Raw genomic sequence first — 26,985 nt, forward strand, 5'->3', positions numbered from 1 at the left:
TGGACTGCTCTCAGATGCCGAGGTCGGCGGAGAAGTTCGCCTCCTCCAGGCGGGCCTTGACGGCCGAGAGGAAGCGAGCCGCATCCGCGCCGTCGATCGTGCGGTGGTCGTACGAGAGTGCCAGGTAGACGTACGAGCGGACCGCGATCGCCTCGACGCCGTCGACCGTCACCACGCCGGGGCGCTTGTAGACGATGCCGGTGCCCAGGATGGCCGACTGGGGCAGGAACACCACCGGCGTGTCGAAGAGCGCGCCGCGCGAACCGGTGTTGGTGAGCGTGAACGTGCCGCCGGCGAGGTCGTCGGGCTTCAGCTTGCTGTTGCGCGTGCGCTCGGCCAGATCGGCGATGCCCTGGGAGATCTCGGCGAGCGTCTTCGAACCGGCGTCACGGAGGACGGGCGTGTAGAGGCCCTTCTCGGTGTCGACCGCGATCGAGAGGTTCTCGGAAGCCGGGTAGACGATGTTCTCGCCGTCCAGCGTCGAGTTGATGATCGGGTAGGCCTGCAGTGCTTCCACGGCCGCCTTGGCGAAGAACGGCAGGAAGGACAGCTTGCCGCCGGTCGCGGCGACGAAGTCCTTCTGCACCTGCTGACGGAACGCCGCGACCTTCGTGACGTCGACCTCGACCACGGTGGTGAGCTGTGCCGTCGACGTCATCGACTCGACCGCGCGCGATGCGAGCACCTTGCGGAGGCGGCTCATCGGCACGGTCGTACCGCGCAGCGGCGAGACCTCGAGCTTGGTGGCCGGGGCCGCGGCAGGCGCGGGCGCCGTGGCGGCGGGAGCCGACTTGCTCTCCGCGGCCTTGAGCACGTCTTCCTTGCGGATGCGTCCGCCGACACCGGTGCCCGAGACGGTGGACAGGTCCACGCCGTTCTGGGCGGCCAGGCGACGCACGAGGGGCGTCACGTAGACGTTGTCGTCATCCGCGGTCGGTGCCGGAGCGGCGGGTGCCGGAGCAGCCGGAGTCTGGGCCGGAGCGGCGGACGGAGCCGGAGCTGCGGCGGGAGCCGGGGCCGGAGCAGCGGCGGGAGCCGGAGCAGCGGCGGGTGCGGGAGCAGCGGCGGGAGCGGGAGCAGCGGCCGGAGCCTCCGGGGCGGGCGCCTCGGCGGCGGGGGCGGGGGCGCCGCTGCCGACGCGAGCGAGCACCGATCCGACCTCGACGGTCTCGTCCTCGTTCACCAGGATCTCCTGGATGACGCCGGCGACCGGCGAGGGGATCTCGGTGTCGACCTTGTCGGTCGAGATCTCCAGGAGCGCCTCGTCCACCTCGATCGAGTCGCCGACCTGCTTCAGCCAGCGCGTGACGGTGCCCTCGGTGACGCTCTCGCCGAGCTCGGGGAGCACGATGTCGGTCGCGTCGCCGGCGGGTGCAGCCGGAGCGGTTTCCGCGGCGGGAGCCGGGGCAGCCGCAGCGGCGGGAGCCTCGGCAGCCGGAGCCGCAGCAGCCGGAGCCGCGGGGGCCTCGGCCGGAGCAGCCTCGGGCGCGGCCGGGGCCGCGGGGGCTGCGGAGCCGTCACCGATCTTGGCCAGGACGGCGCCGACCTCGACGGTCTCATCCTCCTGAACGAGGATCTCCTCGATGACACCCGCGACGGGCGACGGGATCTCGGTGTCGACCTTGTCGGTCGAGATCTCGAGCAGGGCCTCGTCGACGGCGATCGTGTCGCCGACGTTCTTCAGCCAGCGGGTGACCGTTCCCTCGGTGACGCTTTCGCCAAGCTCGGGGAGGACCACGGAAGTACTCATGTCGGAGTCTCCTTCAGGGTTTGATGACGTGTTACAGCTTAGTGACGTGCGGACCGCGAATCGGACCGCCTGCGCCTGCGAGTTTCGGCGGAGCGACGCTCAGATCGCGTGCAGCGGCTTCCCGGCGAGCAGCAGGAAGGCTTCGCCGAGCGCTTCGCTCTGCGTCGGATGCGCGTGGATGAGGGGGGCGATGTCCTCGGGATGAGCCTCCCAGGCGACCGCGAGCTGGCCCTCGGTGATCAGCTCGCCGACGCGATCGCCGAGCAGGTGCACACCGAGCACCGGGCCATCGACGCGTCGCACGATCTTGACGAGTCCGCTCGTGCCGATGATCTCGGACTTGCCGTTGCCCGCGAGGCTGTACTCATAGGTGGCGATGCCGTCGGCGCCGTGCGCCTCGATGGCGAGCGCCTCGGTGAGTCCGACGGAGGCCACCTCGGGGTGCGAGTAGGTGACCTTGGGGATCTGCGTCTCGGGCACCGGCACGGGGGAGAGGCCGGCGATCGCCTCGGCGACGAAGATGCCCTGCTGGAAGCCGCGGTGGGCGAGCTGGAGTCCGGGAACGATGTCGCCGACCGCCCAGACGCCCTCGGCCGAGGTGCGCAGGCTCTCGTCGACCGTGACGAAGCCGCGATCGAGCGCGACGCCCGCCTCTTCGAACCCGAGCCCGGAGGTCACGGGACCGCGACCCACAGCGACGAGCAGGTAGTCGGCGCGGATCTCGGATCCGTCCTCCAGAGCGACGGTGACACCCTCGGCGTCCTGCGTCGCCGCGGCGAAGCGCACTCCCAGGCGGGCCTGGATGCCGCGCTTCCGGTAGGCGCGCTCGAGGCCCTTGGAGAGCGCGAGGTCCTCGTTGGGGACGAGGTGCTCGAGCGCCTCGACGATGGTGACCTCGGCACCGAAGGAGCGCCAGACGCTCGCGAACTCGACGCCGATCACGCCGCCGCCCAGGATGACGACCGACGACGGGATGTCGTCGAGCGCGAGTGCGCCCTCGCTGGTGAGGATGCGGCCGCCGATCTCGAGACCGGGCAGGCTGCGGCTGTACGAGCCGGTGGCGAGCACAACGTCCCTGCCGATGTAGGCGTCATCGCCGACGCGCACCGTGCGATCCGCCTCGAGACGGCCTCCGCCGGCCACCACGGTGATGCCGCGCCGGGCGATCAGGCCCTCGAGGCCCTTGAACTTCTTCGCGACGATGCCCTCGCGGTAGGCGCGCAGCGCATCAGGGTCGACGCCGCCGAGCGATGCGGTGATGCCATAGGAAGCCGCGTCGCGCACGGAGTCGGCGATCTCGGCCGCGTGCAGCAGCGCCTTCGTGGGGATGCAGCCGCGGTGCAGGCAGGTTCCGCCGACTTTGTCCTTCTCGATCAGAGCGACCGACTTGCCGAGCTCGGAGGCGCGGATCGCTGCGGCATAGCCGCCCGATCCGCCGCCGAGCACCACGACATCGAACTCTGCGGATCTCGACTCGGTCACTTCGCTCCCTCGCTTGATGTGGTCGCGCGGAGGCGCGTCACAGAACCTCGCCGCCCGCTGCGACGAAGTCGATCAGGGCACGGGTGGTGGCGCCCGTCGGGCCCTTGTCCGTGAAGCCGTACGCGCTGGACGTGCTCATCGCCGAGCCCGCGATGTCGAGGTGGACCCACGGGATGCGCGGAGCGTCCTCGTGGTCGCCGGTGCGCCCGATGAAGCGCTGCAGGAACAGACCCGCGTACATCGAGCCGCCGTTGCGGTTGCCCATGTCGGCGTTTCGCATGTCGGCGACGCGCGACTCGAGCTGCTCGGCGATGTACCCCGGCAGCGGCAGGGGCCACGCGAGCTCGCCGGTGCGGTCGGCCGAGCGCAGGAAGGCGTCCACCGCGTCGCCGTGGCCCATCACACCGGTGTGGCGAGTGCCCAGGGCGACCAGGATCGCGCCGGTCAGGGTCGCCACATCGACGATCACGTCGGGGTTCTCACGGCTGGCGGCGACCAGGCCGTCGGCGAGCACAAGGCGTCCCTCGGCGTCGGTGTTGGTGACCTCGACGGTGGTGCCGTCGAGCATCGTCAGCACATCGCCGGGTCGCGTCGCGCGGCCCGAGGGCATGTTGTCGGCGATGCACATCCACGCCGTGACGCGCACGGGCAGCTCGAGCTGCGCTGCGGCGCGGACGACCGCGAGCACCTCGGCCGCGCCGGTCATGTCCTCGTTCATCCCGAGCATGGATGCGGCGGGCTTCAGCGACAGACCGCCCGTGTCGAAGGTGATGCCCTTGCCCACGAGCGCGATGTGGCGGTCGGCGCCGTCGGGCGCCCACTCGAGGCGCACGAGGCGGGGCGGGCGATCCGATCCGCGACCCACGCCGAGGATGCCGCCGAAGCCGCCCTCCTCGAGCGCTGCCTCGTCGTACACGGTGACGTCGACGCCGAGGCCCTCGACCGCGGTGACCGCGGCGTCGGCCAGCTGCGCCGGGCTCTGGCGGTCAGCGGTCGTCGAGACGAGGTCCTTCACGAGGGCGACCGCCTCGGCGCCGGCGCGGACGGTCGCGAGGGCGCTCTCGTCGACCGGGCCGGGAACGTGGACGAGGACGGTCGACGCACGGCGCTTCTTCGCCGCCTTGTCCGGATCCGTCGTCTTGTAGGAGTCGAAGGAGTACCCGCCGAGCGCGGCTCCCTCGGCGGCGAGGCGCCAGGCGTCGTCGACGCGAGCGGCCACGTGCACCGCGACGGTGCCGAATCCGGTCAGCTGGCGGACGGCCGCGCCGATCGCCTCGCGCACGTCGTCGCCATCCGGCTCGGCCCCGAGACCGACGACGGCGAGCGGCTTGTCGGTCACCTCGGGGGCGTAGACCCGGGCGAAGGAGTTCTTGGCGCCGGTGAAGCCGATCGCCTCCAGCGCGGGCTTCAAGCCGGGGACGTCGAGCCTTTCGCGCTCGTCGAACGACGGCAGGGCGAGGATCGCCGCCTCCGCGCTTTCCGAGGGGAACGAATCTGTGGTCAGCGCGAGCACGGGAATCGGCATGACGTCCATCCTAGGTACGCGCAGAGCGGAAGAGGGCCGCGCCGCACCGACGGCTCGTAGCATGGAGGAATGCCCTTCACCGGTGACATCTACGAGCACGTCGCGAACGGACCCGAGGTCCCGCAGGGGCTGCCGCTCGTGTTCCTGCTGACCGGCTTCACGGATGCCGGTGGCGCCGTCTCCAACCTCATCGACTTCGCGCGCGAGGAGCTCGCGCCGCGGCCCGTCGTCGTGTTCTCGAACGACGCGCTGCTCGATTACCGGGCGCGACGACCGATCGTCACCTTCGAGCAGGACCACCTCAGCGACTACCGCCCGCCGCGCCTCGAGCTCTCGCTCGCGAGGGACGCCCTCGGGCAGCCGTTCCTGCTTCTCTCGGGCTACGAGCCGGACTTCGCGTGGGATGCATTCGCCGACGCGGTGATCCGGTTCGCGGATCGGTTCGCCGTCTCCTCCGTCACCTGGGTCCATGCGATCGGCATGCCGGTGCCGCACACGCGCACGCTCGGCACCACGGTCAGTGGAAACCGCGCTCAGCTCATCGAGTCGCACTCGATCTGGCACCCGCGCACGCAGGTGCCCGCCACCGTCGGCCATCTGCTCGAATACCGCTTCATCGAGGCCGACTTCGACACCGCCGGCTTCGTGCTCCTTGTCCCGCACTATCTGGCCGAGACCGACTACCCGGCAGCGACCATCGCGGGGCTCGATCGCCTGATGGCGGCGACGGGGCTCGTATTCACGCTCGACGACCTCTACGGCGAGAACCGCGAGTACCTCGGCCGCGTCGAGGATCAGATCGCCGGCAACGACGAGCTCGGTGCGATGGTGCGTGGCCTCGAGGAGCGCTACGACGCGTACGCCGCGGGGGTTGTCGGGGGCGGTGTTCCCTCTGTGGGAGGCATCCGCGAGGGAGATCTGCCGAGCGCGGACGAACTCGCCGCCGAGCTCGAGCGCTTCCTGGCGAGCCGGCCGAACACCGACGACGACAAGAAGCCCTGAGGAATAGCACGACCGCTGCGCACGTTGACTTCAGTGTGCGAAAAGCGGGTGCGACGCCACCGCGATGATGCGGTGCGTGAGCGTCCGCAGACCTATGAGACAATGGGTGTCCGACCCGTTGTCGAGACGGCGCATATGATGCGCCGGACTTGACAAGGGTCTTACTAGTGCCCGTACACATCCGGGGGCGCGGCGCGCGAGTGCCGCCGGTGAAAGGCGAAAACGTGACCACAGCCACGAAGACTCCGCGGACCACCGCGAAGAAGAAGGACGCCGAGGTGGAAGAGGCCGTCGAGCCCGCCACCGAGAAGGCGCCCGCGAAGACCACGGCACGCAAGACCGCCGCCGCGAAGGACGGCGCCGCCAAGGCGCCCGCGCGGAAGACCGCCGCCAAGGCGGCGCCGAAGAAGGCGTCGACCAAGAAGGCGAAGGACGAGGACGACGAGGGCGACGAGCCCGTCGAGGTCGAGGAGATCGACGTCGAGGACGAGTCGGCCGAGGAGGAGAGCGCCGAGGGCGAGGCGACGACGAAGGTCGTCACCGAGCCGCTGCCCACCGGCGCGATCGTCATCTCGTCGAGCGACGAGGAGGACGTCCCCGTCTACTCGACGCAGATCACCGGCGCGACGGCCGACCCGGTCAAGGACTACCTCAAGCAGATCGGCAAGGTGCCGCTCCTCAACGCCGCCGAAGAGGTCGACCTCGCCATGCGCATCGAGGCCGGCTTGTTCGCCGAGGAGAAGCTCTCCAAGATGTCCGCGGCCGAGAAGTCGCAGCAGCTGGGACTCGACCTGCAGTGGGTGGCCCGCGACGGTCAGCGCGCCAAGTCCCACCTGCTCGGTGCGAACCTCCGACTCGTCGTCTCGCTCGCCAAGCGCTACACCGGTCGCGGCATGCAGTTCCTGGACCTGATCCAGGAGGGCAACCTCGGTCTGATCCGCGCGGTCGAGAAGTTCGACTACACCAAGGGCTTCAAGTTCTCGACCTACGCCACCTGGTGGATCCGCCAGGCGATCACGCGCGCCATGGCCGACCAGGCCCGCACCATCCGCATCCCGGTGCACATGGTCGAGGTCATCAACAAGCTCGCTCGCGTCCAGCGTCAGATGCTGCAGGATCTCGGCCGCGAGCCCACACCCGAGGAGCTCTCCAAGGAGCTCGACATGACCCCCGAGAAGGTCATCGAGGTGCAGAAGTACGGCCGTGAGCCGATCTCCCTGCACACGCCCCTGGGTGAGGACGGCGACAGTGAGTTCGGCGACCTGATCGAGGACACCGAGGCGGTCGTCCCCGCCGACGCGGTCGGCTTCACGATGCTCCAGCGTCAGCTCGAGAGCCTGCTCGACTCGCTCTCCGAGCGCGAGGCCGGCGTGATCCGCATGCGCTTCGGTCTCGGCGATGGCCAGCCGAAGACGCTCGACCAGATCGGCGACACGTTCGGCGTCACGCGCGAGCGCATCCGCCAGATCGAGTCGAAGACGATGGCGAAGCTGCGTCACCCCTCGCGCTCGCAGTCGCTCCGGGACTACCTCGAGTGAGCGGCACGGCGAACGAGGGCAAGGCGCTCGAGGTTCAGCTGGACGGCGAGCGTGTGCAGCGCATCCCGCTGCGCACGCGCGTCGTCATGCCGGACGACTCTCTCGACGAGGTCATCACGACCTATGCGAAGGATGCCGTCCAGCCGGGTGATCTGCTGTTCGTGACCGAGAAGATCGTCGCGATCACGCAGGGACGCTCGTACCTGCTCACCGACATCCGGGTGCGTCCGCTCGCACGCTTCCTCTCCAAGTACGTCGTCAAGACGCCGTACGGCATCGGTCTCGGCATGCCCGAGACGATGGAGATGGCGCTGCGTGAGTGCGGCACCCCGCGCATCCTCTTCGCGGCCGCGGTGGCCGCCGTCACGAAGGCCTTCGGGCGTCGCGGCGACTTCTACCGCATCGCCGGCGACAAGGCCCGCGCGATCGACGGTCCGACGTCCGGCACGATCCCGCCGTACAACAAGGCCGTGGTGCTCGGCCCCGAGAAGCCGCGCGAGGTGGCCCGCCACCTGCAGCAGCTGCTCGGGGGTGGCGTTGATGTCGCAGTCGTCGACATCAACGACATCGGCGGCAACATCCTCGGATCCACGCTCGACAAGGCGGGGGAGAAGCGCCTCGTGCGCATCCTCAGCGACAATCCGCTCGGCCAGGGACACCAGTCCACGCCACTCGGCATCGTCCGCCCTGCGTAATCCGTAAACAGGAAAGGCCCCTCCTCGGAGGGGCCTTTCCTGTTCTCACCAGCGGGTCTGGACGGAGCCGCGACCTCCTCGGCCGATGCGGCGCAGCTCAGACCGCATCCCCGCCGGGACCGAGCCGTGCCGCGTCAGAACCCGATCGCCTTCTGATAGCGGGGCTTGTGACCGGTGCGGATGCCCGTGACGCTCGGCTTGTTCTCGTAGACGCCCGCGCCCCAGTTGCCCTCGACGAGCACGGGGCCCTCGGGAGTGACGACGACGTCCCAGCCGACGTACGGCACCTCGGGCACAACGCGCGCGGCTTCCTTGATGAAAGCGATCACCTCGTCCATAAAGGGCAGCTGGAACTCGGCGATCGGGAAGCCGGTGTCGGGGTGCTTCTGGTGCACGTGGCCGTGCGAGTCATAGCCGTCGCCGAATGCGCGGCCGTCGTCGTGCAGCATCGTGTAGAAGCCGCCGTACGACATCTGGTCGCTGACCGCCCCGCGACCGAACTTCTGGGCGATCGCGAGGATGTGCACGTCCGTCCCGTCGTTGAACGCCGTGATGCGCGTGGTGTTGACGGTGCCAGGGCAGACCGCGGCGAGGTCATCGTGCTGGCGGATGACCTCCTCGAGCAGCAGCTCGTCGCGCTCGAGCAGTCCGCGGTGGAACGCGTCCCAGTCGCCGACATCCGACGCGTGGTATCGGCGCACGCCGAGGCCCATGTGGCTGACGGGCACCTTCGCGATGAACGTGCCGTGCTTCTCGGCGAAGGCCTTCACCGCGTCCGCGTTGTTCTTGTCGACAATGAGCCACTCCCGCTTGAGGAAGCGGTCGAACAGCTTGTTGAACTCGATCTTGTTCTCGAACAGCACCCTCTTGTCGAGCTGCGCGGTCTGCTTGGCGATGCGGATCGAGACGGGGTGGGTCATGAAGGTGGCGCGCTCGGCCTTGGAGAGGATAGCGAAGTCGTAGTCGACGTAGTCCTGGAAGGCGACATCGTTGCGAGCGGCCGACCACAGCATGTCCGCGAGCACCTTCGGTGTCCAGCTGCCGTGCTGCTCGTGCACCTCCTTCGCGCGCTCCACCACCGACTTCACGTCGATGTTTCGGGCACGCTCCGCGAGGTAGCGGAACTTGCCGGCGAGGCCGAGTCGGTTGTCAGACAATGCACACTCCGTAGGTCATCGGGGCGGTTCGGCCCCCGGGTTAGTCTAGGTCGATGACCTGGCCGAACCCCCGGCGAGCCGCCCCGCTGGCCCGCATCTCACGCTCGGCCCTTCGCTCCAACGCCCGTCTTCTCGCGGCCGATCCGGGCGCTGTCGCCGATCTGCGACGCGACGCGTGGGGCCATGGCGTCGGCGTGGCGGCCGAGGCTGTCGCAGCCGAGGGCATCCGCTACGCCAACGCGGATCGGCGAGACGCTGCGGTGGTGCAGGCGGCCGGCCTCGAAGCGGTCGAAGCAGACCCCGTCGGCGGCGAGCTGCTTTACGGTCTCCCGGGATCGGGGGGCACACCGGTGCTCTCGCTCGCGGCGCCCGTGCTGTCGACGAAGCCCCTGCTGGCGGGAGAGGGAGTCTCGTATGGGTACACCCATCGCGCCACCTCGGACACGCGGCTGGCGCTCATCGCGGGCGGATACGCGGAGGGCGTTGTGCGCGCCCTCGGCAACAACGCCGGTGTCGAGCTCTCGGGCGCCGTGCGGCCCATCGTGGGTCGTGTGGCCATGGACGTCTGTGTCATCGACATCGCGGATGCCGCGGTCGACGCCGGCGACACCGCGGTGTACTTCGGATCCGGTCTCGTGCGCGACGCCCTTGCCGACTGGTCGCGGATCACGGGGCTCACCCCGGCCGAGCTCGTCTGCGCCGTCGGGCTCCACGTCGAGCGGGAGGTGGTCGCGTGACGGCTCAGCTGCGCATCTCTCGCGCGCGTCTCGCACAGAACATCGCCTCGGTGCGGGCGCGCGTCGCGCCCGCCGAGGTCATGGTGGTCGTGAAGGACGATGCGTATAGACACGGCGTCGAGACCGTGGCGAGTGTCGTCCGCGAAGCGGGTGTGTCGTGGCTCGGTGCGATTGATCTGCGGAGCGCCCTTCGCGCGAAGGCCGCGGTCGGCGACGCGGCACGCGTCTTCTGCTGGCTGACGCTCGGCACTGACGAGACGCACAAAGCCCTCACGGGAGGCCTCGAACTCGGCGTGGGGGATGCCGCATACCTCGAGCGCATCGCCGACGCGGCGGCGGGCACCGCCGTCGTGCACCTGAAGATCGACACGGGACTGCATCGCAACGGCGTGCGTCCCGAGCAGTGGCCGGCATTCGTCGGCCGCGCCGCGGAGCTCGAACGCGCCGGGCGCATTCGCGTCGCGGGAATCTGGAGCCACATCTCCGAGGCGAGCGACGAGGACGACGACGTCGCCCGCGCGGCGTTCGATGTGGCGGTCGAGGTCGCCCGTGAGGCGGGCCTCGCCCCCGAAGTGCGCCACCTGGCCGCCAGCGCGGCAGGGTGGGCGCGCGAGGAGTTCCGCTACGACCTGGTGCGTTTCGGTGCCTTTGTGTACGGCGTGCGATCTGCGGACGGTCCCGTGCTACCCGGCATCGTCCCCGTCGCGACTCTCGTCGCGCCTGTCGTGGCGGTGCGCGGCGACGAGGTGGAAATCGGGATCGGATCCCTTGACGGGCTCCCGTCCTCTCTCGCAGGCGTCGCTGATGTCGGCACGCCCGGCGGCAGCCGGGCCCTGCTGCGTGTCGCCCTGGGATCCAGCGTCGTGGCCGCCTGGCCGGGGGCTGCGGTCGGCGACGAGGTCGCGGTGTGGGGCGACGGAGCGCGCGGCGAGTCGTCCTCCACGACGCTCGCGGAGGCGATCGGGACGGTCGGCGAGGAGCCGCTCCTGCGTCTGTCGCCGCTCATCCCTCGCGTCGTCGTCGACTGACCGAGCCAGACGGATCCCTGCCGGCGGACCCGTGGTACACGCGAACGCGCCCGCCCCCTCGAGGGGGACGGGCGCGTGATGCGTGGGGGCGGCGTCAGGGGGCGTCGATGAGACGCGCGGTCTCGTCGTGCCACGACGTGGCGACGGCGCGCAGCTTCTCCTCGTACTTGCGGCCGTGGTGCGCGCAGAAGAGGAGCTCGCTTCCGTTGACCTCGGCGGCGATGTAGGCCTGCGCTCCGCACGAGTCGCAGCGGTCCATCGCCGTGAGGCGGTAGGAGGGGGCGGGTGCTTCGGTGACGGTCATGGTGTCTGCCTCCTCGATGTCGGTTCGGGTCCTGCGAGTTGCATCACATGTAACCACTGCGGGCTGAGAAACCTGCCCAACCCTCGGCCTGTTTCGCTCAGCGCGTACGACGGCCCCCGCCTTGCCAGACGGGAGTAGACCGCCGGGGAGTGTCCGCCCGGGGATGTCCGTGGTCGCGATTAGCATCGAAGATTGTGACTGCCGAGTACTCCGCCCATCATCTCCAGGTCCTGGAAGGACTCGAGGCCGTCCGCAAGCGCCCGGGCATGTACATCGGCTCGAACGGCTCGCCCGGTCTGATGCACTGCCTGTGGGAGATCATCGACAACTCCGTTGACGAGGCGGTCGCGGGCAACGGCTCGAAGATCGACGTGATCCTCCACGCCGACGGCTCCGTCGAGGTGCGCGACCGCGGGCGCGGTGTGCCGGTCGACGTCGAGCCGCGCACAGGGCTCACGGGTGTCGAGGTCGTGTACACGAAGCTGCACGCGGGTGGCAAGTTCGGCGGCGGCTCCTATGCCGCCTCTGGTGGACTGCACGGCGTGGGCGCCTCGGTGGTCAACGCGCTGTCCGAGCGCCTCGACGTCGAGGTCGACCGCAACGGCAAGACCTATGCCATGTCGTTCCACCGCGGCGAGCCCGGAGTGTTCGCCGACGCGCGTCCGGACGCCCCGTTCACCCCCTTCGAGGAGCGCAGCGAGCTGCGGGTCATCGGCAAGGTCGCCAAGGGCGTCACCGGAACGCGGGTGCGCTACTGGGCAGACCGGCAGATCTTCACCAAGGACGCCGCGTTCCAGCTGGACGATCTCGTCACGCGCGCGCGACAGACCGCCTTCCTCGTGTCGGGGCTCGAGATCGTGATCCGCGACGAGCGCCCGCTTGCTCAGCCGGACGGCGAGCTCGTGGAGACCTCGTACAAGTTCGACGGCGGCATCTCGGAGTTCGTCGACTTCCTGGCCACGGATGCGCCGGTCACCGACACCTGGCGACTGACCGGATCCGGCACCTTCAAGGAGACGGTGCCGATGCTCCAGGCGAACGGCCACATGGTCTCGACCGAGGTTGAGCGCGAGTGCCGTGTCGACATCGCGCTGCGCTGGGGCACGGGCTACGACACGGCGATCCGATCGTTCGTGAACATCATCTCCACGCCCAAGGGCGGCACGCACCAGACGGGCTTCGAACAGGAGCTGCTGAAGTTCCTGCGTGACCAGGTCTCTGCGAACGCCCGCCGCCTCAAGGTCGGCGCGAGCGAGAAGCTCGAGAAGGACGACGTGCTCGCCGGCCTCAGCGCCGTGCTCACCGTCACGCTGCCCGAGCCGCAGTTCGAAGGGCAGACGAAGGAAGTGCTCGGCACTCCCGCCGTGCGATCCATCGTCGCCAAGGTCGTGCGCGAGGCCCTCAAGGAGCGTTTCGCGTCGTCGAAGCGCGACGACAAGACGCAGACGTCCATGGTGCTCGACAAGGTCGTCTCCGAGATGAAGGCGCGTGTCTCGGCCCGCGCGCACAAGGAGACCCAGCGCCGCAAGAACGCCCTCGAGAGCTCCTCGCTGCCGACGAAGCTCGTCGACTGCCGCACGCAGGATGTCGCGCAGTCCGAGCTGTTCATCGTCGAGGGCGACTCGGCGCTCGGCACCGCCAAGCTCGCGCGCAACAGCGAGTACCAGGCGCTGCTGCCCATCCGCGGCAAGATCCTCAACGTGCAGAAGGCCTCGGTCAGCGACATGTTGTCGAACGCCGAGTGCGCTTCGATCATCCAGGTGGTCGGTGCCGGATCCGGCCGCACGTTCGATCTCGATGCCGCGCGCTACGGCAAGGTCATCATGATGAGTGATGCGGATGTCGACGGCGCCCACATCCGCACCCTTCTCCTCACGCTCTTCTACCGCTACATGCGCCCGCTCGTGGAAGCCGGCCGGGTCTTCGCCGCCGTGCCCCCTCTGCACCGCGTGATCGTCGTGAACCCGGGCTCCAAGCCCAACGAGACGATCTACACGTACAGCGAGGCCGAGCTGCACAAGCTGCTCGACAAGCTGCGCAAGTCGAACCGGAAGTGGCAGGAGCCCATCCAGCGCTACAAGGGCCTCGGCGAGATGGACGCGGATCAGCTGGCGGAGACCACGATGGCCCGCGACGGCCGTCTGCTGCGTCGCGTGCGCCTGGAGGACGTCGAAGCTGCGGGCCGGGTGTTCGAGGTGCTGATGGGCAACGAGGTCGGTCCGCGTCGCGAGTTCATCGTCGACTCGGCTGATCGCCTCTCACGCGAGTCGATCGACGCCTGAGCCGCAGGGGGTCAGGCGAGCAGCCCCGCAAGGCCTGACCACAGCACCGACACACCGCCCAGGAACGACAGCACGAGGATGCTCCTGCGCGCCGCGCGCTCGGGAAGCCGGCTGGCGATGCGGGCGCCCACCAGCACGCCGGCGACGATCACGCTGCCCAGGATCAGCCACATCCACCAGGTCCAGGCGAGCGTCGCAGAGGGGTCGAGCAGACCTGTCGCGACGACGGTCGTCGCGCTCATGATGAGGAAGAACGGCTGGAGCGCTGCCGCGTAGGCACGCTGTGGCCAGTCGCCGAGGGCGCCGTAGATGCCGACGGCCGGGGCCGCCAGGCCGACCGAACCGTTGAGCACTCCGGCGATCAGCCCCGTCACCGCGACCGGCGCATTGCCGGCAATCGGCTCCGCCGTGCGGTGCAGCCAGGCCGAGAGGCCGACCCCGATGAGGATCATCGCGCCCATCACCGCCTTGAGCAGGGCCTCGTCGACGAGCCGTGCCAGCAGGATGCCCGGGACCACCCCCAGGAGTGCGGGCAGCAGCAGCCAGATCAGCCGCCGCCAGTGCACGAGGCGCCACACCTGTGCCAGCACGAGCAGCGACGCGACGGCTCCCATGGCGTTCATGGCTGTCACCGCTGGGAGCGGTCCGAGTACCAGCACGAGCACGGGCATCGCCACGAGTCCGAAGCCCATGCCCAAGGCACGCTGCCCCATCGCGCCGACGAGCGTGACTGCGCAGATCGCGCCGAACCCGAGGTCGATCAACGGATCAGGCGTCGGGTGCGACGAGGGTTCGTCCGATCGAGGCGATCGAGGCCTCGAGGGGCTGGCCAGAGGCGTCTCGGCGCGCGAGGGTCTCGGGCAGCTTGCGCACAACGCCCGAGGCATCGACGGCACGGGCCGGATCGGGTCCGACCCACGCCAGCGTGATGCGGTTCTCGCCCTTGAGGAATGCGTGCGCGCGGACGCCGCCCGTGGCGCGGCCCTTCGCCGGGAACTCGGAGAAGTCCGAGATCTTCGCCCGTCCGATCTCCATCCCGGCGATGGCGTCGGACGAGCCCGACACGGTGACCACAACGGTCTCGTCACCGATGGCGGCGCCGAAGAACACCACCTCCGCCTTCGGCGCGAGCTTGATGCCCGCCATACCGCCGGCCGGCGCGCCCTGCGGACGCACGGACGCCGCCGAGAACCTCAGCAGCTGCGCGTCGGAGGTCACGAACACGAGCTCGGCCTCCTCGGGAGCTGACGCGGCGCCCACGACCGTATCGCCGGGCTTGAGGCCGATGACCTCGAGCTCGGGCTTGGGGGCGAGCGATGACGGCACGATGCGCTTGACCACACCCTGCGCCGTGCCGATCGCGACGGGCACATCGGACCCGAGATCCACGAGGGTGACGATCTTCTCGGCGCGGTCGGTGAGGCCGACGTAGTCGTGCAGACGTGCGCCGACGCCGAGCTGCACCGAGTTCGCGGGCACCGACGGCAGATCGACGGGATGGAAGCGCACCACGCGTCCCTTCGACGTCAGCGCGCCGACCTCTCCGCGGATCGTCGCCTCGACGGTCGTGAGGATCGCGTCGTGCTTGCTGCGACGCCCCGGCGCCGCCAGCTGCTGGCCTTCTGGCACCTCGATGCGCACGGCGCGGCCCGTCGTCGACAGCGCGATGGTGGTGGGCCCGTCGGCGATCTGCAGATCCGGCTCGCCCTTCTTGCTGCGCGGCGCGGCGGGCTTGCCGTTCATCAGCAGCGTTCGGCGGGGCGTCGCGTGCTTCTCGGCCGTGGCGTCGAGTTCCAGCGCGACCTGCCGGCGCAGCAGCGTGTCCGATCCGAGCAGCTCCTCGAGCGCGGCGATCTCCGCGAGCAGCGCGTCCCGCTCCTGCTCGAGCTCGATACGCGAGAACTTCGTGAGTCGGCGCAGACGCAGTTCCAGGATGTACTCCGCCTGGATCTCATCGAGATCGAAGACGCTGCAGAGCTTCGTCCGCGCCTGCTCCGACGTGTCGGACGAGCGGATGACCTGGATCACCTCGTCGATGTCCAGGATGGCCGTCAGAAGGCCGGCAACGAGGTGCAGGCGCTCCTGTCGCCGGGCGAGACGATAGCGGCTGCGGCGCGTCACGACCTGGAGGCGGTGGTCGATGTAGACGCGCAGCAGATCCTTGAGGCCCAGTGTGCGCGGCTGCCCGTCGACGAGCGCCACGTTGTTGATCGAGAACGAGTCCTCGAGCGGCGTGAGCTTGTACAGCAGCTCGAGCACGGCGTGCGGGTCGAAGCCGGTCTTGACGCCGATGACCAGCCGCAGCCCGTTGTTGCGGTCGGTGAGGTCGGCGACATCCGAGATGCCCTGCAGCTTCTTGGACTGCACGGCGTCCTTGAGCTTCTCGATGACGCGCTCGGGGCCGACCATGTACGGCAGCTCCGTGATGACGATGCCGGTGCGGCGAGGCGCGACCTGCTCGATGGACACCTTGCCGCGCAGCTTGAAGGCGCCGCGACCGGTCTCGTAGGCATCCCTGACGCCGTCGAGCCCTACGAGGATCCCGCCGGAGGGGAAATCGGGGCCGGGCACGAACTCCATGAGCTCCGCGGTCGTCGCCTCAGGGTGCTCGAGGAGGTGGGTGGCGGCCGCGACGACCTCGCTGAGGTTGTGCGGTGCCATGTTCGTCGCCATGCCGACGGCGATGCCGCTCGCCCCGTTGACGAGCAGGTTGGGGTACGCCGCTGGAAGCACGGCGGGCTGCTGGAACTGTCCGTCGTAGTTCGGGATGAAGTCGACCGCGTCCTCGTCGATGTCCTCCGTCAGCGACAGGGCAGGGCGGTCGAGGCGCACTTCGGTGTAGCGAGCGGCCGCCGGACCGTCATCGAGCGACCCGAAGTTCCCGTGCCCGTCGACGAGGGGGACACGCAGCGCGAAGTCCTGCGCGAGGCGCACAAGCGCGTCGTAGATCGCGCTGTCACCGTGCGGGTGGAGCTTTCCCATCACCTCGCCGACGACGCGGGCGCTCTTCACGTGCCCGCGGTCGGGGCGCAGGCCCATCTCCGCCATCTGGTAGATGATGCGCCGCTGAACGGGCTTCAGTCCGTCGCGAGCATCGGGCAGGGCACGCGAATAGATGACCGAGTAGGCGTACTCGAGGTACGAACCCTGCATCTCCTGCTCGAGGGCGATGTCCTCGATGCGCTCCGGAGCGGATCCGGACGTGTTCGCGGATGCCGGGGTCGTGCGCGCCATACTGCTTCTCTCACCTGCTGTCGAAGGGCCCGGGTGCGGGTCTCTGATCGGGCAACGCGCGTCGTGCGAGACTTGCCCGGATGCCTCCCATCGTACCGACGGGCCCCGCGGCGGCCCGGAGCCTCACCGATGTCGCGCCGGACATCCTGCGTTCCCTCGACGGCGGCGGCGCGCTGAAGCCCGCGCGCTCCGCGGTGCTCTTCGTCATCGACGGGCTCGGCGCGATCCAGCTGCGCGCGCACGCGGGTCACGCTCGACGTCTGGCCGCATCGTTCGGGAAGAAGGACGTCGCACGATCCGTGTTCCCGTCGACGACGGCGGCGGCGCTCACCTCGATCCTCACGGGCGCGCATCCGGGCGAGCACGGCCTCGTCGGGTACCGCGTACTGGATCCGGCGCAGGGTCGACTGACGAATCAGCTCAACGGCTACGAGAACGACGGGCTGGATCCGGCGACCTGGCAGCGCCGCACCACGGTCTTCGAGACGGCAGTGGCAGAGGGGCGCCGGGCATTCGCCGTCGGCATGTCGGAGTACGCCAAGAGCGGTCTCACCGCGGCGGTTCTGCGGGGGGCGGAGTACGTCGGCGCCGATGAGGTGCGGATGCGCGTGCGTCTCGCCTACGAGCTGGCAGCGGGGGAGTCCGGCTCGCTCGTCTACTGCTATCTGCCGGAGATCGACAAGGCCGGGCACAGGCGAGGCGTCGATTCCGCCGCTTGGCTCGCCGCGCTCGAGGACGTCGACGCGGCATTCGCCGCCCCGGTCCCGGCGGGGGTCGGCGCGATCGTCACTGCCGACCACGGAATGGTGGACGTGCCTCGGCATCGCCACGTGCTGCTGCAGCACGGTGATCCCCGTCTCTCCGGTGTCGCGCATCTCGGCGGCGAGCCCCGCCTGCTGCATGTCTATCTCGAGCCGGGGGTCGATCCCTCGACGGCGGCATCGGTGTGGACGGAGCATTCCGGCAAGTCCGCGGAGGTGGCCACGCGCGATGAGGCGATTGCCGCCGGGCTGTTCGGGCCTGTCGACGTCGCGGTGCGCCCGCGCATCGGCGACCTGCTGATCGCGGCCCGCGGATCGTGGGCGTTCTACGACGACCGACTCGACGACAAGCGGCCGCAGGACATGGTCGGTCAGCACGGCTCCGTGAGTCCCGAGGAGACGACGGTGCCGTTCCTGCGGCTCGGGGCCTACTCCTAGCCCGCGTCGGGCGCGGCCAAGACGCGAACGGCCCGAGTGGTCAGTCGTCGGTGCGCGCGCCGAAGACGATGTCGTCCCAGGACGGCATGGACGCGCGGCCGCGGCGGCGCGGAGTCTCGTCCTCCTTGGGCGACTCGGCCTGCGCCTCGGGCTCGTCCTCATCGGCGACGGACACGGGGGTGGCGGAGGGAGCCGAGAAGAGGTTCACGAGCGTGCGCCGCTCGACCTCGTGGTGCTCCTCGGGGGCCTCGGGCGTCTCGTCGCCCAGCTCGATGTCGAACGCGGGCGCGGGCTCGCGCTGACCGCGCCGGCGGCGCAGGGCCTCCAGCAGATCGGCGGTGTCGGAGCTGGGCGCCTGCGCGCCGGGTGCGCGCTTCGTCGCGAAGTCCCTGACGGTCGCGGAGGAATCCGGATCGGCGCCCGCCTCCGGCACACGTCGCGGCCCGAAGGCACCCGAATCGAAGCGATCCTCGGAATCGGGCACGTTCTCGGCCGGCGGCACGACGGTGTCGAGCGCGCGAAGACGCGGGATCAGCCCCTCCGGCATCGGGCCCTGGCGCGAGAGCTGGGTGGCGTCGCTGTTCAGCGGCGAGAGGGCGCTCCGGCGAGGTTCGAAGCTCCAGCGGGCATCGTGCTCGACGTCGTTCGCGATGAACTCGAGCTTGACGATCCAGCCCGCCTCCTCCTTCCAGCTCGTCCAGCGCTCGCCCGTGGCGCCGAGATCGGCGAGCTTCGAGCGGATGGCGACTCCGAAGGTCGGGTTCTCGTCCTGTTGCAGCTCGATGCCCATGAGCACGGGCACGGCCAGCGCCTGGCCGACGATGTGCTCGCGCTCGGCGAGCACGGGGCCCTCGAACCGGCGCACGTCCTCGACGCGGGCGTCGAGCAGCTGTGCGACGTCCTCCGCCGACATGCCGGCGCGGATGTGGGTCTGGATCTCACGCGGGCTCGGCAGAGGGACCCGCGGCCCGGCGGGTGCCTGCGCGCGGTCGATCTTGCGGATCTCCGAGCGGAGCACATCGTCGATGGCGAGCGTGAACCGCTGGCCGGCCTCGGTGGCCAAGACCAGCTGTCCGTCCTCGGTTCCGATGATGGTGAGCGATTCCATGCTCAGCCTCCTCTGGCTCGCCTCTGACGCCGCGGCAGATCACGACGCGCCGCGTGCGTTCACGACTCGGCCATGGTTTCACGCGCCGGCGCGAACGCCGGGAATACCGTGGGCGTGCCGCGAGTTCCGTCAGCTGCACGCGCCCGTCGTGCACGCGTATTTGCGTTCACAGCAAAGGGCGTGCAGACTATCGCCGCTCCGCCGCATCTGGCGGGGTGTGCACCACAGCTGATGAAAGAAGTGTGACCCACTCACATGGCAACCGATTACGACGCCCCCCGCAAGACCGAGGACGACGGAAACGAGTCGATCGAGGCCCTCAAGGCGCGCGTGCCCGACACCATGTCGGGTTCGGTGGACGTGGAGGACGCGGACAACCCGTCGAGCTTCGACCTTCCGGGCGCGGACCTCTCGAACGTCGAGCTGGATGTCGTGGTGCTTCCGGCGCAGGACGACGAGTTCACCTGCATGAACTGCTTCCTGGTGAAGCACCGCTCGCAGATCGACCACGAGGGCGCCAACGGCCCGATCTGCAAGGACTGCGCGGCCTGACGCCGCGGCGGGCCCGGGAGGGCTCAGCCGGCGCTCTGAGCGTGACGAACGGCCGCCGCCAGGCGGTCGGGAGTGCGCGATGAGAGCGTCCACGACGACACGGGGTCGTCGGGATCGATGTCCGGAAGGACGACGATCCCGGCGACCCCTCCTCGTATGAGGTGCCACCCTCGTGCGTCGAGGCCGGTCGAGCGCGCCGCGCGGGCCGCCTCGTCTGTGAGTGGGACAGGCTCCCCGAGAAGGGCGACGTCGATGTGCGCGCGGCCCGCGCGCAGCTCCCGCCCGACGACCTCGATCACCGGGGATCCCAGGATGAGCGCGGTGATGACCGCGACGCCGACGGCGAAGCCGATCGCCAGGGAGAGCGCGCCGTCCATGCGGACGAAGACGAGCGAGGCCATCGGCGCCACGACGGCGGCGGAGCCGAGGATCCACAGGGACGGCGTGAGGCGCTCCCTGTAGAGCGGACGGGCGGACTCTGCGCGCGGGGGCTGGGAAGGCCGGGCGGGCGGCGTTGTGTTCTGCATTACCCTCGTGGAGTGACCGAAACCGTGGACGTTCCCATCATCGCATCGGCCCTGCCGGTGTACGCGCACCCCGGCGACGCCGGCGCGGATCTGATGGCGTCTGAGGCCGTGCATCTCGCGCCGGGTGAGCGCGCGCTCGTCGGCACGGGCGTCCGCATCGCTCTTCCCGAGGGGTATGCCGCTTTCGTGGTTCCGCGCTCCGGCCTGGCCGCCAAGCACGGCATCACCATCGTCAACGCGCCCGGCACCATCGACGCGGGCTACCGCGGCGAGATCAAGGTGGCGCTCCTGAACACCGACCCTCGCGAGGCGTTCGACATCGCGGTGGGAGACCGGATCGCGCAGCTGATCCTCATGCCGGTGCCTCGGGCGCGATTCATCCCGGTGGACGAGCTCCCCGACAGCGTCCGCGGTGGCGGCGGGTTCGGATCCACCGGAATTCTTTCCCAGGGAGGGAACGCATGAGCGACGAGCTCGAGAACGGAAAGTCCGCCCCCGGCGACCGCGCCACGGCAGGTCCGCTGGATGAGACCGAGGCCAATCCGGTCCGCCCCTACATCGACCTCGGCGGCATCAAGGTGCTTCCGCGCGAGGGACTGAACCTGCGCCTCGAGGTGGAGGAGCAGACCAAGCGCATCGTGGCGGTGGGTCTGGACTATGCCGACTCCACCCTGCAGGTGCAGCCGTTCGCGGCGCCCCGCACCTCGGGTCTCTGGGAGGAGACGCGCGCGCAGATCCGCGACCAGGTGCGTCAGCAGGGCGGCCGCGTCGAGGAGCGCGAGGGCCCTCTGGGTGCCGAGCTTCTCGCCGAGGTGCCGGTCGTCGCGGGTTCAGACGCCCAGATGCGCCTCGCACGCTTCGTCGGGGTGGACGGTCCGCGGTGGTTCCTGCGCGGTGTCATCGGCGGTGCCGGCGCGTCGGATCCGGTCGCGGCCGAGCAGGTCGAGTCGCTCTTCCGCTCGATCGTCGTCGTGCGCGGCGGGGCCCCGATGCCTCCGCGCGACCTCATCCCGCTGAAGATGCCGTCGACGCCCGCCACGGCCTGAGACGCGCGATGACCACCGAGCCTTCCGCCGGCGACCGCGACGACCGCGCTGAGGCGCGGATGTCGGCCTCCGACGTGCTGGGCGGCGCGTTCGGCGATGCCGCCCGTCGGATCGGGGGCGACTCGGCCGAGGAGACGACGGCCGGTGGCGTCGTCTGGAAGGCCATGGGCGGCTTCCGCGGGGTGCTGGAGTCGATCCTGCCGAGCCTCACCTTCGTGCTCGTCTACACGTTCTGGCCCGAGCCCCTCTATCTGTCCCTCGCTCTGTCTGTCGGCATGGCAGCGGTGTTCACCGTGCTGCGGTTCGCGCAGCGGTCGACGCCCGCGGCGGCTCTCGGCGGTCTTGTGGCTGCCGGCGCTGCGGCCGCACTCGCACTGTGGACCGGCGACGGGCGCGACAACTTCGTCTTCGGGCTGATCACCAACGCCGCATACGGCACCGCCTACCTGGTGTCGGCGGTGATCGGCTGGTCGCTGATCGGACTTCTCGTCGGCTTCCTCGTCGGCGAGGGTGTCGAGTGGCGCAAGGATCGCCGCAAGAGGCGCGTGTTCTTCTGGTTGGCGATCGCGTGGTCGGCGTTGTTCTTCGCGCGTCTCGCGGTGCAGCTGCCTCTCTACCTGGCCCACGAGACGGCGCTGCTGGGCACACTCAAGCTGGTGATGGGGCTGCCGCTGTTCGCCCCGCTGGTGGCGGTGACCTGGCTCGCCGCGCGATCCCTCTACCCGGGACACCGCCTGGCGGGTCGCGACTCCTGACGATGCGTACGGCGTGGTAGATTTATCTCGACGTCAAGATAAATCCCTCATCCCGCGGTGGCGTCCCGCGCCCTCCGCCTGTTAGGTCCGCCTTGCTGGCCGTGCACTCGCACAGGAGGCAGGATGGGGAGCGCAAAGCGCGGTCGACCAGGAGGAGACAGCCCGTGTCAACGGTGAACAGCTTCGGTGCCAAGAGCACCCTGACGGTCGGCAGCACCGACTACGAGATCTTCCGCATCGACGCGGTCGACGGCTTCGAGAAGCTCCCCTTCAGCCTGAAGGTGCTGCTCGAGAACCTCCTCCGCACCGAGGACGGCGCGAACATCACGAAGGAGCAGATCTCTGCCCTCGGTTCGTGGGATCCCTCGGCTCAGCCGAACACCGAGATCCAGTTCACGCCCGCGCGCGTGGTCATGCAGGACTTCACCGGCGTGCCCTGCATCGTCGACCTCGCCACCATGCGCGAGGCGGTCACGGCCCTCGGCGGCGACCCCGACAAGATCAACCCCCTCTCGCCCGCCGAGATGGTCATCGACCACTCGGTGATCGCCGACCTCTTCGGCTCCGAGAACGCTCTCGAGCGCAACGTCGAGATCGAGTACGAGCGCAACGGCGAGCGTTACCAGTTCCTGCGCTGGGGCCAGACGGCGTTCCAGGACTTCAAGGTGGTGCCCCCGGGCACCGGCATCGTCCACCAGGTGAACATCGAGCACCTGGCCAAGGTCATCTACGACCGCACGGTCGACGGCGTCCTTCGCGCCTACCCCGACACCTGCGTCGGCACCGACTCGCACACGACGATGGTCAACGGCCTCGGCGTGCTCGGCTGGGGCGTCGGCGGCATCGAGGCCGAGGCCGCGATGCTCGGCCAGCCGGTGTCGATGCTCATCCCGCGCGTGGTGGGCTTCAAGCTCACCGGCGAGATCCCCGCCGGCGTCACCGCCACGGACGTCGTCCTCACGATCACCGACATGCTCCGCCAGCACGGAGTCGTCGGCAAGTTCGTCGAGTTCTACGGTGAGGGCGTCGCCTCGGTGCCCCTCGCGAACCGCGCCACCATCGGCAACATGTCGCCCGAGTTCGGCTCGACCGCGGCGATGTTCCCGATCGACGACGTCACGCTCGACTACCTGCGCCTCACCGGCCGCGACGAGCAGACCGTGTCGCTCGTGGAGGCCTACGCCAAGGAGCAGCACCTCTGGCACGACCCGTCGCGCGAGCTCGTCTTCTCCGAGTACATGGAGCTCGACCTGGCCACGGTCGTGCCCTCGATCGCCGGCCCGAAGCGTCCGCAGGACCGCATCCTCCTCTCGGAGGCCAAGGCCCAGTTCGGCAAGGACATCCTCAACTACGTCGAGGCGGACGAGGCCCAGGAGGTCGACGGCACGTTCCCCGCGTCCGACCCGGGCAACACCCCGGGCGTCGAGCGCGAGGTCGTGGAGCCGCACCACGAGCACGGTCCGTCCGTGCTCGTCTCGGGCGACGCGCACGCCGCGTCGAACCCCGTGAAGGTCACGACGCCCGAGGGCCAGGAGTACCTGCTCGACAACGGCGCCGTCACCCTCGCCGCCATCACGTCGTGCACGAACACGTCGAACCCGTCGGTCATGATCGCGGCGGGTCTTCTCGCCCGCAAGGCGGCCGAGAAGGGCCTCAAGCGCAAGCCCTGGGTCAAGACGACGCTCGGCCCGGGCTCGAAGGTCGTCACCGACTACTACGAGAAGTCCGGTCTCGACAAGGACCTCGAGGCGCTCGGCTTCTACACGGTCGGCTACGGCTGCACGATCTGCATCGGCAACTCGGGCCCGCTCATCGAAGAGGTGTCGGCGGCGATCAACGAGCACGACCTCGCCGTGACGGCCGTCCTCTCGGGCAACCGCAACTTCGAGGGCCGCATCAGCCCCGACGTGAAGATGAACTACCTGGCCTCGCCGCCGCTCGTCGTCGCGTACGCTCTCGCCGGTTCGATGAACTTCGACTTCGAGACCGACGCGCTCGGCAAGGACGCGGACGGCAACGACGTGTTCCTGAAGGACGTCTGGCCCGCGCCCGAGGAGGTCCAGGAGATCATCGACTCCTCGATCTCGCGTGAGCAGTTCATCACGCAGTACGCCACGGTGTTCGAGGGCGACGAGCGCTGGAAGACGCTTCCCACGCCGACCGGTCCGATCTTCGAGTGGGACGAGAAGTCCACCTACGTGCGCAAGGCCCCGTACTTCGACGGCATGTCGATGGAGCTGACCCCGGTCACCGACATCACCGGCGCGCGCGTGATGGCGACGCTGGGCGACTCGGTCACGACCGACCACATCAGCCCCGCGGGCAACATCAAGGCGGGCACGCCTGCCGCGCAGTACCTGACCGAGAACGGTGTCGCCCAGCGCGACTTCAACTCGTACGGATCGCGCCGCGGCAACCACGAGGTGATGATCCGCGGCACGTTCGCGAACATCCGCCTGAAGAACCTGCTAGTCAGCGCCGTCAACGACGGCGCGGTCGTCGAGGGCGGCTACACCCGCGACTTCACGCAGCCGGAGGGGCCGCAGTCGTTCATCTACGACGCGTGCCAGAACTACCAGGCTCAGGGCACGCCGCTGGTGATCTTCGGCGGCAAGGAGTACGGCTCCGGGTCGTCGCGTGACTGGGCGGCCAAGGGCACGAGCCTCCTGGGCGTGAAGGCGGTCATCACCGAGAGCTTCGAGCGCATCCACCGCTCGAACCTCATCGGCATGGGCGTTGTTCCGCTGCAGTTCCCGGCAGGCGAGAGCTGGGCATCGCTCGGCCTCGACGGCACCGAGATCGTCTCGATCGAGGGCCTGGAGCAGCTGAACGAGGGCGTCACGCCGAAGACGGTCAAGGTCACCGCCACCCCGAGCGAGCACTCGCCCGAGGGCAAGCAGGTCGTGGAGTTCGACGCGGTCGTCCGCATCGACACCCCCGGTGAGGCCGACTACTACCGCAACGGCGGCATCCTGCAGTACGTGCTGCGCAGCCTCGTCTGACGCATCCTGTCGAACGGCCCCCGGTCATCCCGCAAGGGATCGCCGGGGGTCGTTCGTCGTTCGTCGGAATCCCAGAACCCCGGCGTAGGCTCGGGGCATGAGTCTTCTGGACGGGATCCACGGTCCGCGCGATCTCGATGCGCTCTCGCCGGCGCAGCTGACGGACCTGGCTGCGGAGATCCGCGAGTTCCTCGTGGAGAACGTTGCGCGTACGGGCGGGCACCTCGGGCCGAACCTGGGCGTCGTGGAGCTCACGATCGCGCTTCACCGCGTCTTCGCCTCGCCGGACGACCCCATCATCTTCGACACGGGGCACCAGTCCTACGTGCACAAGCTCCTCACCGGACGCCAGGACTTCTCGGCTCTGCGGGCGCGCGGCGGCCTGGCCGGCTACCCTCAGCGCTCCGAGAGCCCTCACGATGTGGTCGAGTCCTCGCATGCCTCCAGCTCACTGAGCTGGGCCGATGGCATCTCGCGCGCCTTCGCCGCGACCGGACGTGCCGACCGCCATGTCGTGGCCGTCGTCGGCGACGGCGCCCTCACAGGCGGCATGACCTGGGAAGCGCTCAACAACATCACCGACGACAACGAGCGCAACCTCGTGATCGTCGTGAACGACAACGGTCGCTCCTATGCGCCGACGATCGGGGGCATGGCCCGCCACCTCAATCGGGTGCGCACCACCGAGACCTACCGCGATCTGTCGAAGAAGTCGTCGAACGTCGCCGGCCGCTTCGGGTCGGTCGGGCGCGCGATCTACCGCGGGGTCCGCGGCGGGACCCACGGCTTCCTTTCTCGCTTCACGAACAACTCCTCGCTCTACTCCAATCTCGACGTGAAGTATCTCGGCCCCGTCGACGGGCACGACCTGCCCGCGCTGCTCGAGACGCTGGCGCTGGCGAAGTCGTACGGCGCTCCGGTGATCGTGCACGTCATCACGGAGAAGGGCCGCGGCTATCAGCCCGCCCGCGACGACGAGTTCGACCAGTTCCACGCCGTCGGGCGCATCGATCCCGCGACCGGCGGGGCGCTCGGCGGGGCTTCGGCACCCGGCTGGACAGACGTCTTCGCGGAAGAGCTCGTCAAGGTGGGGGAGCGGCGAGAGGATGTCATCGCGATGACCGCCGCGATGCTGCGACCGACCGGGCTCGCACCGTTCGCCGAGCGCTTCCCCGAGCGCGTCTACGACGTCGGCATCGCCGAGCAGCACGCGGTCGCCTCGGCAGCGGGGCTCGCCTACGGCGGGCTTCACCCGGTCGTCGCGCTCTACTCGACGTTCGTCAACCGCGCTTTCGATCAGGTGCTGATGGATGTCGCCCTGCATCGTGCAGGGGTCACGTTCGTGCTCGATCGCTCGGGCGTCACGGGACCGGACGGACCCAGCCACCATGGCATGTGGGATCTCGCCCTGCTGCACATCGTGCCGCGGATCCGCATCGCAGCGCCGCGCGATGAGGCCCGTCTGCGCGAGGAGCTGCAGGAGGCGGTCGACGTGCGCGACGCGCCCACGGTGATCCGGTTCCCGAAGGGCGCGGTCGGGGAGGACATCCCTGCCATCGAGCGGCTGTCCGACGGTGTCGACGTCCTCGAGAGGGGCGAGACCGAAGACGTGCTGATCGTGGGCATCGGGCCGTTCGCGCGCCTGGCGCTCGACGTGGCGCAGCGTCTTCGGGCGCAGGGCATCGGCGCGACCGTGATCGACCCGCGCTGGGTGGTGCCGGTGGCCTCGTCGCTCGTCGAGCTCGCAGCCCGCCACCGTCTTGTCATCACTCTCGAGGACGGCATCCGCGTCGGTGGCGTCGGCACGCGCGTGCGGCAGGTGCTGCGCGAGGCGGGCATCGACACGGCCGTGGACGAACTCGGCCTGCCCGATGAGTTCCTGGATCACGCCTCGCGAGAGCAGATCCTCGAGGATGCGGGTCTGACCCCCGCCAAGATCGCCCAGGACGTTGTGGCCCAGGTGCTCGGCACCCGCGTGCCGGTGGCCCGCAAAGAGCCCGGAAAAGGGCTCCCCGCCGTGACCGGCGAGTTCCGCCTGCACGCGCCGAAGAGCTGACGCGCA

At 69.6% G+C, this 26,985-nt stretch carries 22 protein-coding genes; 13 read left to right on the forward strand and 9 right to left on the reverse strand.

What is annotated here, in order from left to right; all coding sequences use genetic code 11:
* Positions 1-10: 10 nt before the first annotated feature.
* From sucB to J5V96_RS13385, 3 genes are all read right to left on the reverse strand, one after another.
* Positions 11-1,750, reverse strand: coding sequence for a 2-oxoglutarate dehydrogenase, E2 component, dihydrolipoamide succinyltransferase (sucB, locus tag J5V96_RS13375; RefSeq protein ID WP_208500166.1), 1,740 nt, complete (start codon positions 1,748-1,750; stop codon positions 11-13).
* Between the two features lie 99 nt (positions 1,751-1,849).
* Complete coding sequence (gene lpdA / locus J5V96_RS13380; protein ID WP_208500167.1) at positions 1,850-3,232, reverse strand: dihydrolipoyl dehydrogenase; 1,383 nt, start codon at positions 3,230-3,232, stop codon at positions 1,850-1,852.
* Positions 3,233-3,269: 37 nt separating this feature from the next.
* Positions 3,270-4,757, reverse strand: coding sequence for a leucyl aminopeptidase (locus J5V96_RS13385; RefSeq protein ID WP_208500168.1), 1,488 nt, complete (start codon positions 4,755-4,757; stop codon positions 3,270-3,272).
* Between the two features lie 69 nt (positions 4,758-4,826).
* Here J5V96_RS13385 and J5V96_RS13390 point away from each other — a divergent pair, with 69 nt between their 5' ends.
* The 3 genes from J5V96_RS13390 (at position 4,827) to J5V96_RS13400 (ending at position 7,992) form a co-directional block, all read left to right on the forward strand.
* Positions 4,827-5,759 carry a proteasome assembly chaperone family protein gene (locus J5V96_RS13390; RefSeq protein WP_208500169.1) on the forward strand — a complete coding sequence of 311 codons (933 nt, stop codon included), beginning with the start codon at positions 4,827-4,829 and terminating at the stop codon, positions 5,757-5,759.
* A 224-nt stretch (positions 5,760-5,983) separates the two neighbouring features.
* Complete coding sequence (locus J5V96_RS17095) at positions 5,984-7,297, forward strand: RNA polymerase sigma factor (RefSeq protein WP_307793382.1); 1,314 nt, start codon at positions 5,984-5,986, stop codon at positions 7,295-7,297.
* Positions 7,294-7,992 (forward strand): coenzyme F420-0:L-glutamate ligase, encoded by a 699-nt coding sequence (locus J5V96_RS13400; RefSeq protein ID WP_208500170.1) that lies wholly within the window; start codon positions 7,294-7,296, stop codon positions 7,990-7,992. Before J5V96_RS17095 ends, J5V96_RS13400 begins: the two co-directional genes overlap by 4 nt.
* A gap of 134 nt (positions 7,993-8,126) precedes the next feature.
* Here the strand turns inward: J5V96_RS13400 and J5V96_RS13405 are convergent, their stop codons facing one another.
* The gene (locus J5V96_RS13405) at positions 8,127-9,149 is read right to left on the reverse strand and encodes a sugar-transfer associated ATP-grasp domain-containing protein (protein WP_208500171.1); all 1,023 of its coding nucleotides are present in this window, start codon (positions 9,147-9,149) and stop codon (positions 8,127-8,129) included.
* Between the two features lie 53 nt (positions 9,150-9,202).
* Between J5V96_RS13405 and J5V96_RS13410 the strand changes: the two genes are divergently transcribed.
* Positions 9,203-9,886 (forward strand): alanine racemase, encoded by a 684-nt coding sequence (locus J5V96_RS13410; protein ID WP_208500172.1) that lies wholly within the window; start codon positions 9,203-9,205, stop codon positions 9,884-9,886.
* A complete protein-coding gene (locus J5V96_RS13415; RefSeq protein WP_208500173.1) occupies positions 9,883-10,914 on the forward strand; it encodes an alanine racemase in 1,032 nt (343 codons plus the stop codon). The genes J5V96_RS13410 and J5V96_RS13415 overlap by 4 nt, the downstream gene beginning before the upstream one ends.
* A 94-nt stretch (positions 10,915-11,008) precedes the next feature.
* On the opposite strand, the gene J5V96_RS13420 is transcribed toward J5V96_RS13415, so the two are convergent.
* Positions 11,009-11,218, reverse strand: coding sequence for a DUF7455 domain-containing protein (locus tag J5V96_RS13420; RefSeq protein ID WP_208500174.1), 210 nt, complete (start codon positions 11,216-11,218; stop codon positions 11,009-11,011).
* Between the two features lie 194 nt (positions 11,219-11,412).
* On the opposite strand from J5V96_RS13420, the gene J5V96_RS13425 reads away from it, so the two are divergent.
* Positions 11,413-13,500, forward strand: a complete 2,088-nt coding sequence (locus tag J5V96_RS13425) for a DNA gyrase/topoisomerase IV subunit B (RefSeq protein ID WP_208500175.1) — start codon at positions 11,413-11,415, stop codon at positions 13,498-13,500.
* 11 nt (positions 13,501-13,511) lie between these two features.
* On the opposite strand, the gene J5V96_RS13430 is transcribed toward J5V96_RS13425, so the two are convergent.
* A complete protein-coding gene (locus J5V96_RS13430) occupies positions 13,512-14,264 on the reverse strand; it encodes a sulfite exporter TauE/SafE family protein (RefSeq protein ID WP_208500176.1) in 753 nt (250 codons plus the stop codon).
* Positions 14,265-14,268: 4 nt separating this feature from the next.
* Positions 14,269-16,734 (reverse strand): DNA gyrase/topoisomerase IV subunit A, encoded by a 2,466-nt coding sequence (locus J5V96_RS13435; protein ID WP_236014374.1) that lies wholly within the window; start codon positions 16,732-16,734, stop codon positions 14,269-14,271.
* An 80-nt stretch (positions 16,735-16,814) separates the two neighbouring features.
* On the opposite strand from J5V96_RS13435, the gene J5V96_RS13440 reads away from it, so the two are divergent.
* Positions 16,815-17,933 (forward strand): alkaline phosphatase family protein, encoded by a 1,119-nt coding sequence (locus J5V96_RS13440; RefSeq protein WP_208500177.1) that lies wholly within the window; start codon positions 16,815-16,817, stop codon positions 17,931-17,933.
* 40 nt (positions 17,934-17,973) lie between these two features.
* On the opposite strand, the gene sepH is transcribed toward J5V96_RS13440, so the two are convergent.
* Positions 17,974-19,041 carry a septation protein SepH gene (gene sepH, locus J5V96_RS13445; RefSeq protein ID WP_208500178.1) on the reverse strand — a complete coding sequence of 356 codons (1,068 nt, stop codon included), beginning with the start codon at positions 19,039-19,041 and terminating at the stop codon, positions 17,974-17,976.
* 255 nt (positions 19,042-19,296) lie between these two features.
* On the opposite strand from sepH, the gene J5V96_RS13450 reads away from it, so the two are divergent.
* Positions 19,297-19,593, forward strand: a complete 297-nt coding sequence (locus J5V96_RS13450) for a DUF4193 domain-containing protein (protein ID WP_208500179.1) — start codon at positions 19,297-19,299, stop codon at positions 19,591-19,593.
* A 23-nt stretch (positions 19,594-19,616) separates the two neighbouring features.
* On the opposite strand, the gene J5V96_RS13455 is transcribed toward J5V96_RS13450, so the two are convergent.
* Positions 19,617-20,120 (reverse strand): DUF3093 domain-containing protein, encoded by a 504-nt coding sequence (locus tag J5V96_RS13455; RefSeq protein WP_208500180.1) that lies wholly within the window; start codon positions 20,118-20,120, stop codon positions 19,617-19,619.
* Positions 20,121-20,132: 12 nt separating this feature from the next.
* Here J5V96_RS13455 and dut point away from each other — a divergent pair, with 12 nt between their 5' ends.
* From dut to dxs, 5 genes are all read left to right on the forward strand, one after another.
* On the forward strand, positions 20,133-20,585 hold the full coding sequence (gene dut, locus J5V96_RS13460) for a dUTP diphosphatase (protein WP_208500181.1): 453 nt from the start codon (positions 20,133-20,135) through the stop codon (positions 20,583-20,585).
* Positions 20,582-21,166 carry a DUF3710 domain-containing protein gene (locus J5V96_RS13465; protein ID WP_208500182.1) on the forward strand — a complete coding sequence of 195 codons (585 nt, stop codon included), beginning with the start codon at positions 20,582-20,584 and terminating at the stop codon, positions 21,164-21,166. Before dut ends, J5V96_RS13465 begins: the two co-directional genes overlap by 4 nt.
* An 8-nt stretch (positions 21,167-21,174) precedes the next feature.
* A complete protein-coding gene (locus J5V96_RS13470) occupies positions 21,175-21,921 on the forward strand; it encodes a DUF3159 domain-containing protein (RefSeq protein ID WP_208500183.1) in 747 nt (248 codons plus the stop codon).
* A 164-nt stretch (positions 21,922-22,085) separates the two neighbouring features.
* Positions 22,086-24,923, forward strand: a complete 2,838-nt coding sequence (locus tag J5V96_RS13475; RefSeq protein WP_208500184.1) for an aconitate hydratase — start codon at positions 22,086-22,088, stop codon at positions 24,921-24,923.
* A 97-nt stretch (positions 24,924-25,020) separates the two neighbouring features.
* Complete coding sequence (gene dxs, locus J5V96_RS13480) at positions 25,021-26,979, forward strand: 1-deoxy-D-xylulose-5-phosphate synthase (RefSeq protein WP_208500185.1); 1,959 nt, start codon at positions 25,021-25,023, stop codon at positions 26,977-26,979.
* The last annotated feature ends 6 nt before the right edge of the window (positions 26,980-26,985 follow it).

It is taken from the genome of Microbacterium stercoris (assembly GCF_017592545.1).
GTDB classification, from domain to species: Bacteria; Actinomycetota; Actinomycetes; order Actinomycetales; family Microbacteriaceae; genus Microbacterium; species Microbacterium stercoris.

Excerpts from the sequence above, each read along its gene's own strand:
- sucB (WP_208500166.1), bottom strand. The coding sequence starts at position 1,750 with ATGAGTACTTCCGTGGTCCTCCCCGAGCTTGGCGAAAGCGTCACCGAG.
- J5V96_RS13385 (WP_208500168.1), bottom strand. The coding sequence starts at position 4,757 with ATGCCGATTCCCGTGCTCGCGCTGACCACAGATTCGTTCCCCTCGGAA.
- J5V96_RS13390 (WP_208500169.1), top strand. The coding sequence starts at position 4,827 with ATGCCCTTCACCGGTGACATCTACGAGCACGTCGCGAACGGACCCGAG.
- J5V96_RS13410 (WP_208500172.1), top strand. The coding sequence starts at position 9,203 with ATGACCTGGCCGAACCCCCGGCGAGCCGCCCCGCTGGCCCGCATCTCA.
- J5V96_RS13420 (WP_208500174.1), bottom strand. The coding sequence starts at position 11,218 with ATGACCGTCACCGAAGCACCCGCCCCCTCCTACCGCCTCACGGCGATG.
- J5V96_RS13435 (WP_236014374.1), bottom strand. The coding sequence starts at position 16,734 with ATGGCGCGCACGACCCCGGCATCCGCGAACACGTCCGGATCCGCTCCG.
- J5V96_RS13440 (WP_208500177.1), top strand. The coding sequence starts at position 16,815 with ATGCCTCCCATCGTACCGACGGGCCCCGCGGCGGCCCGGAGCCTCACC.
- sepH (WP_208500178.1), bottom strand. The coding sequence starts at position 19,041 with ATGGAATCGCTCACCATCATCGGAACCGAGGACGGACAGCTGGTCTTG.
- J5V96_RS13450 (WP_208500179.1), top strand. The coding sequence starts at position 19,297 with ATGGCAACCGATTACGACGCCCCCCGCAAGACCGAGGACGACGGAAAC.
- J5V96_RS13455 (WP_208500180.1), bottom strand. The coding sequence starts at position 20,120 with ATGCAGAACACAACGCCGCCCGCCCGGCCTTCCCAGCCCCCGCGCGCA.
- J5V96_RS13465 (WP_208500182.1), top strand. The coding sequence starts at position 20,582 with ATGAGCGACGAGCTCGAGAACGGAAAGTCCGCCCCCGGCGACCGCGCC.
- J5V96_RS13470 (WP_208500183.1), top strand. The coding sequence starts at position 21,175 with ATGACCACCGAGCCTTCCGCCGGCGACCGCGACGACCGCGCTGAGGCG.
- dxs (WP_208500185.1), top strand. The coding sequence starts at position 25,021 with ATGAGTCTTCTGGACGGGATCCACGGTCCGCGCGATCTCGATGCGCTC.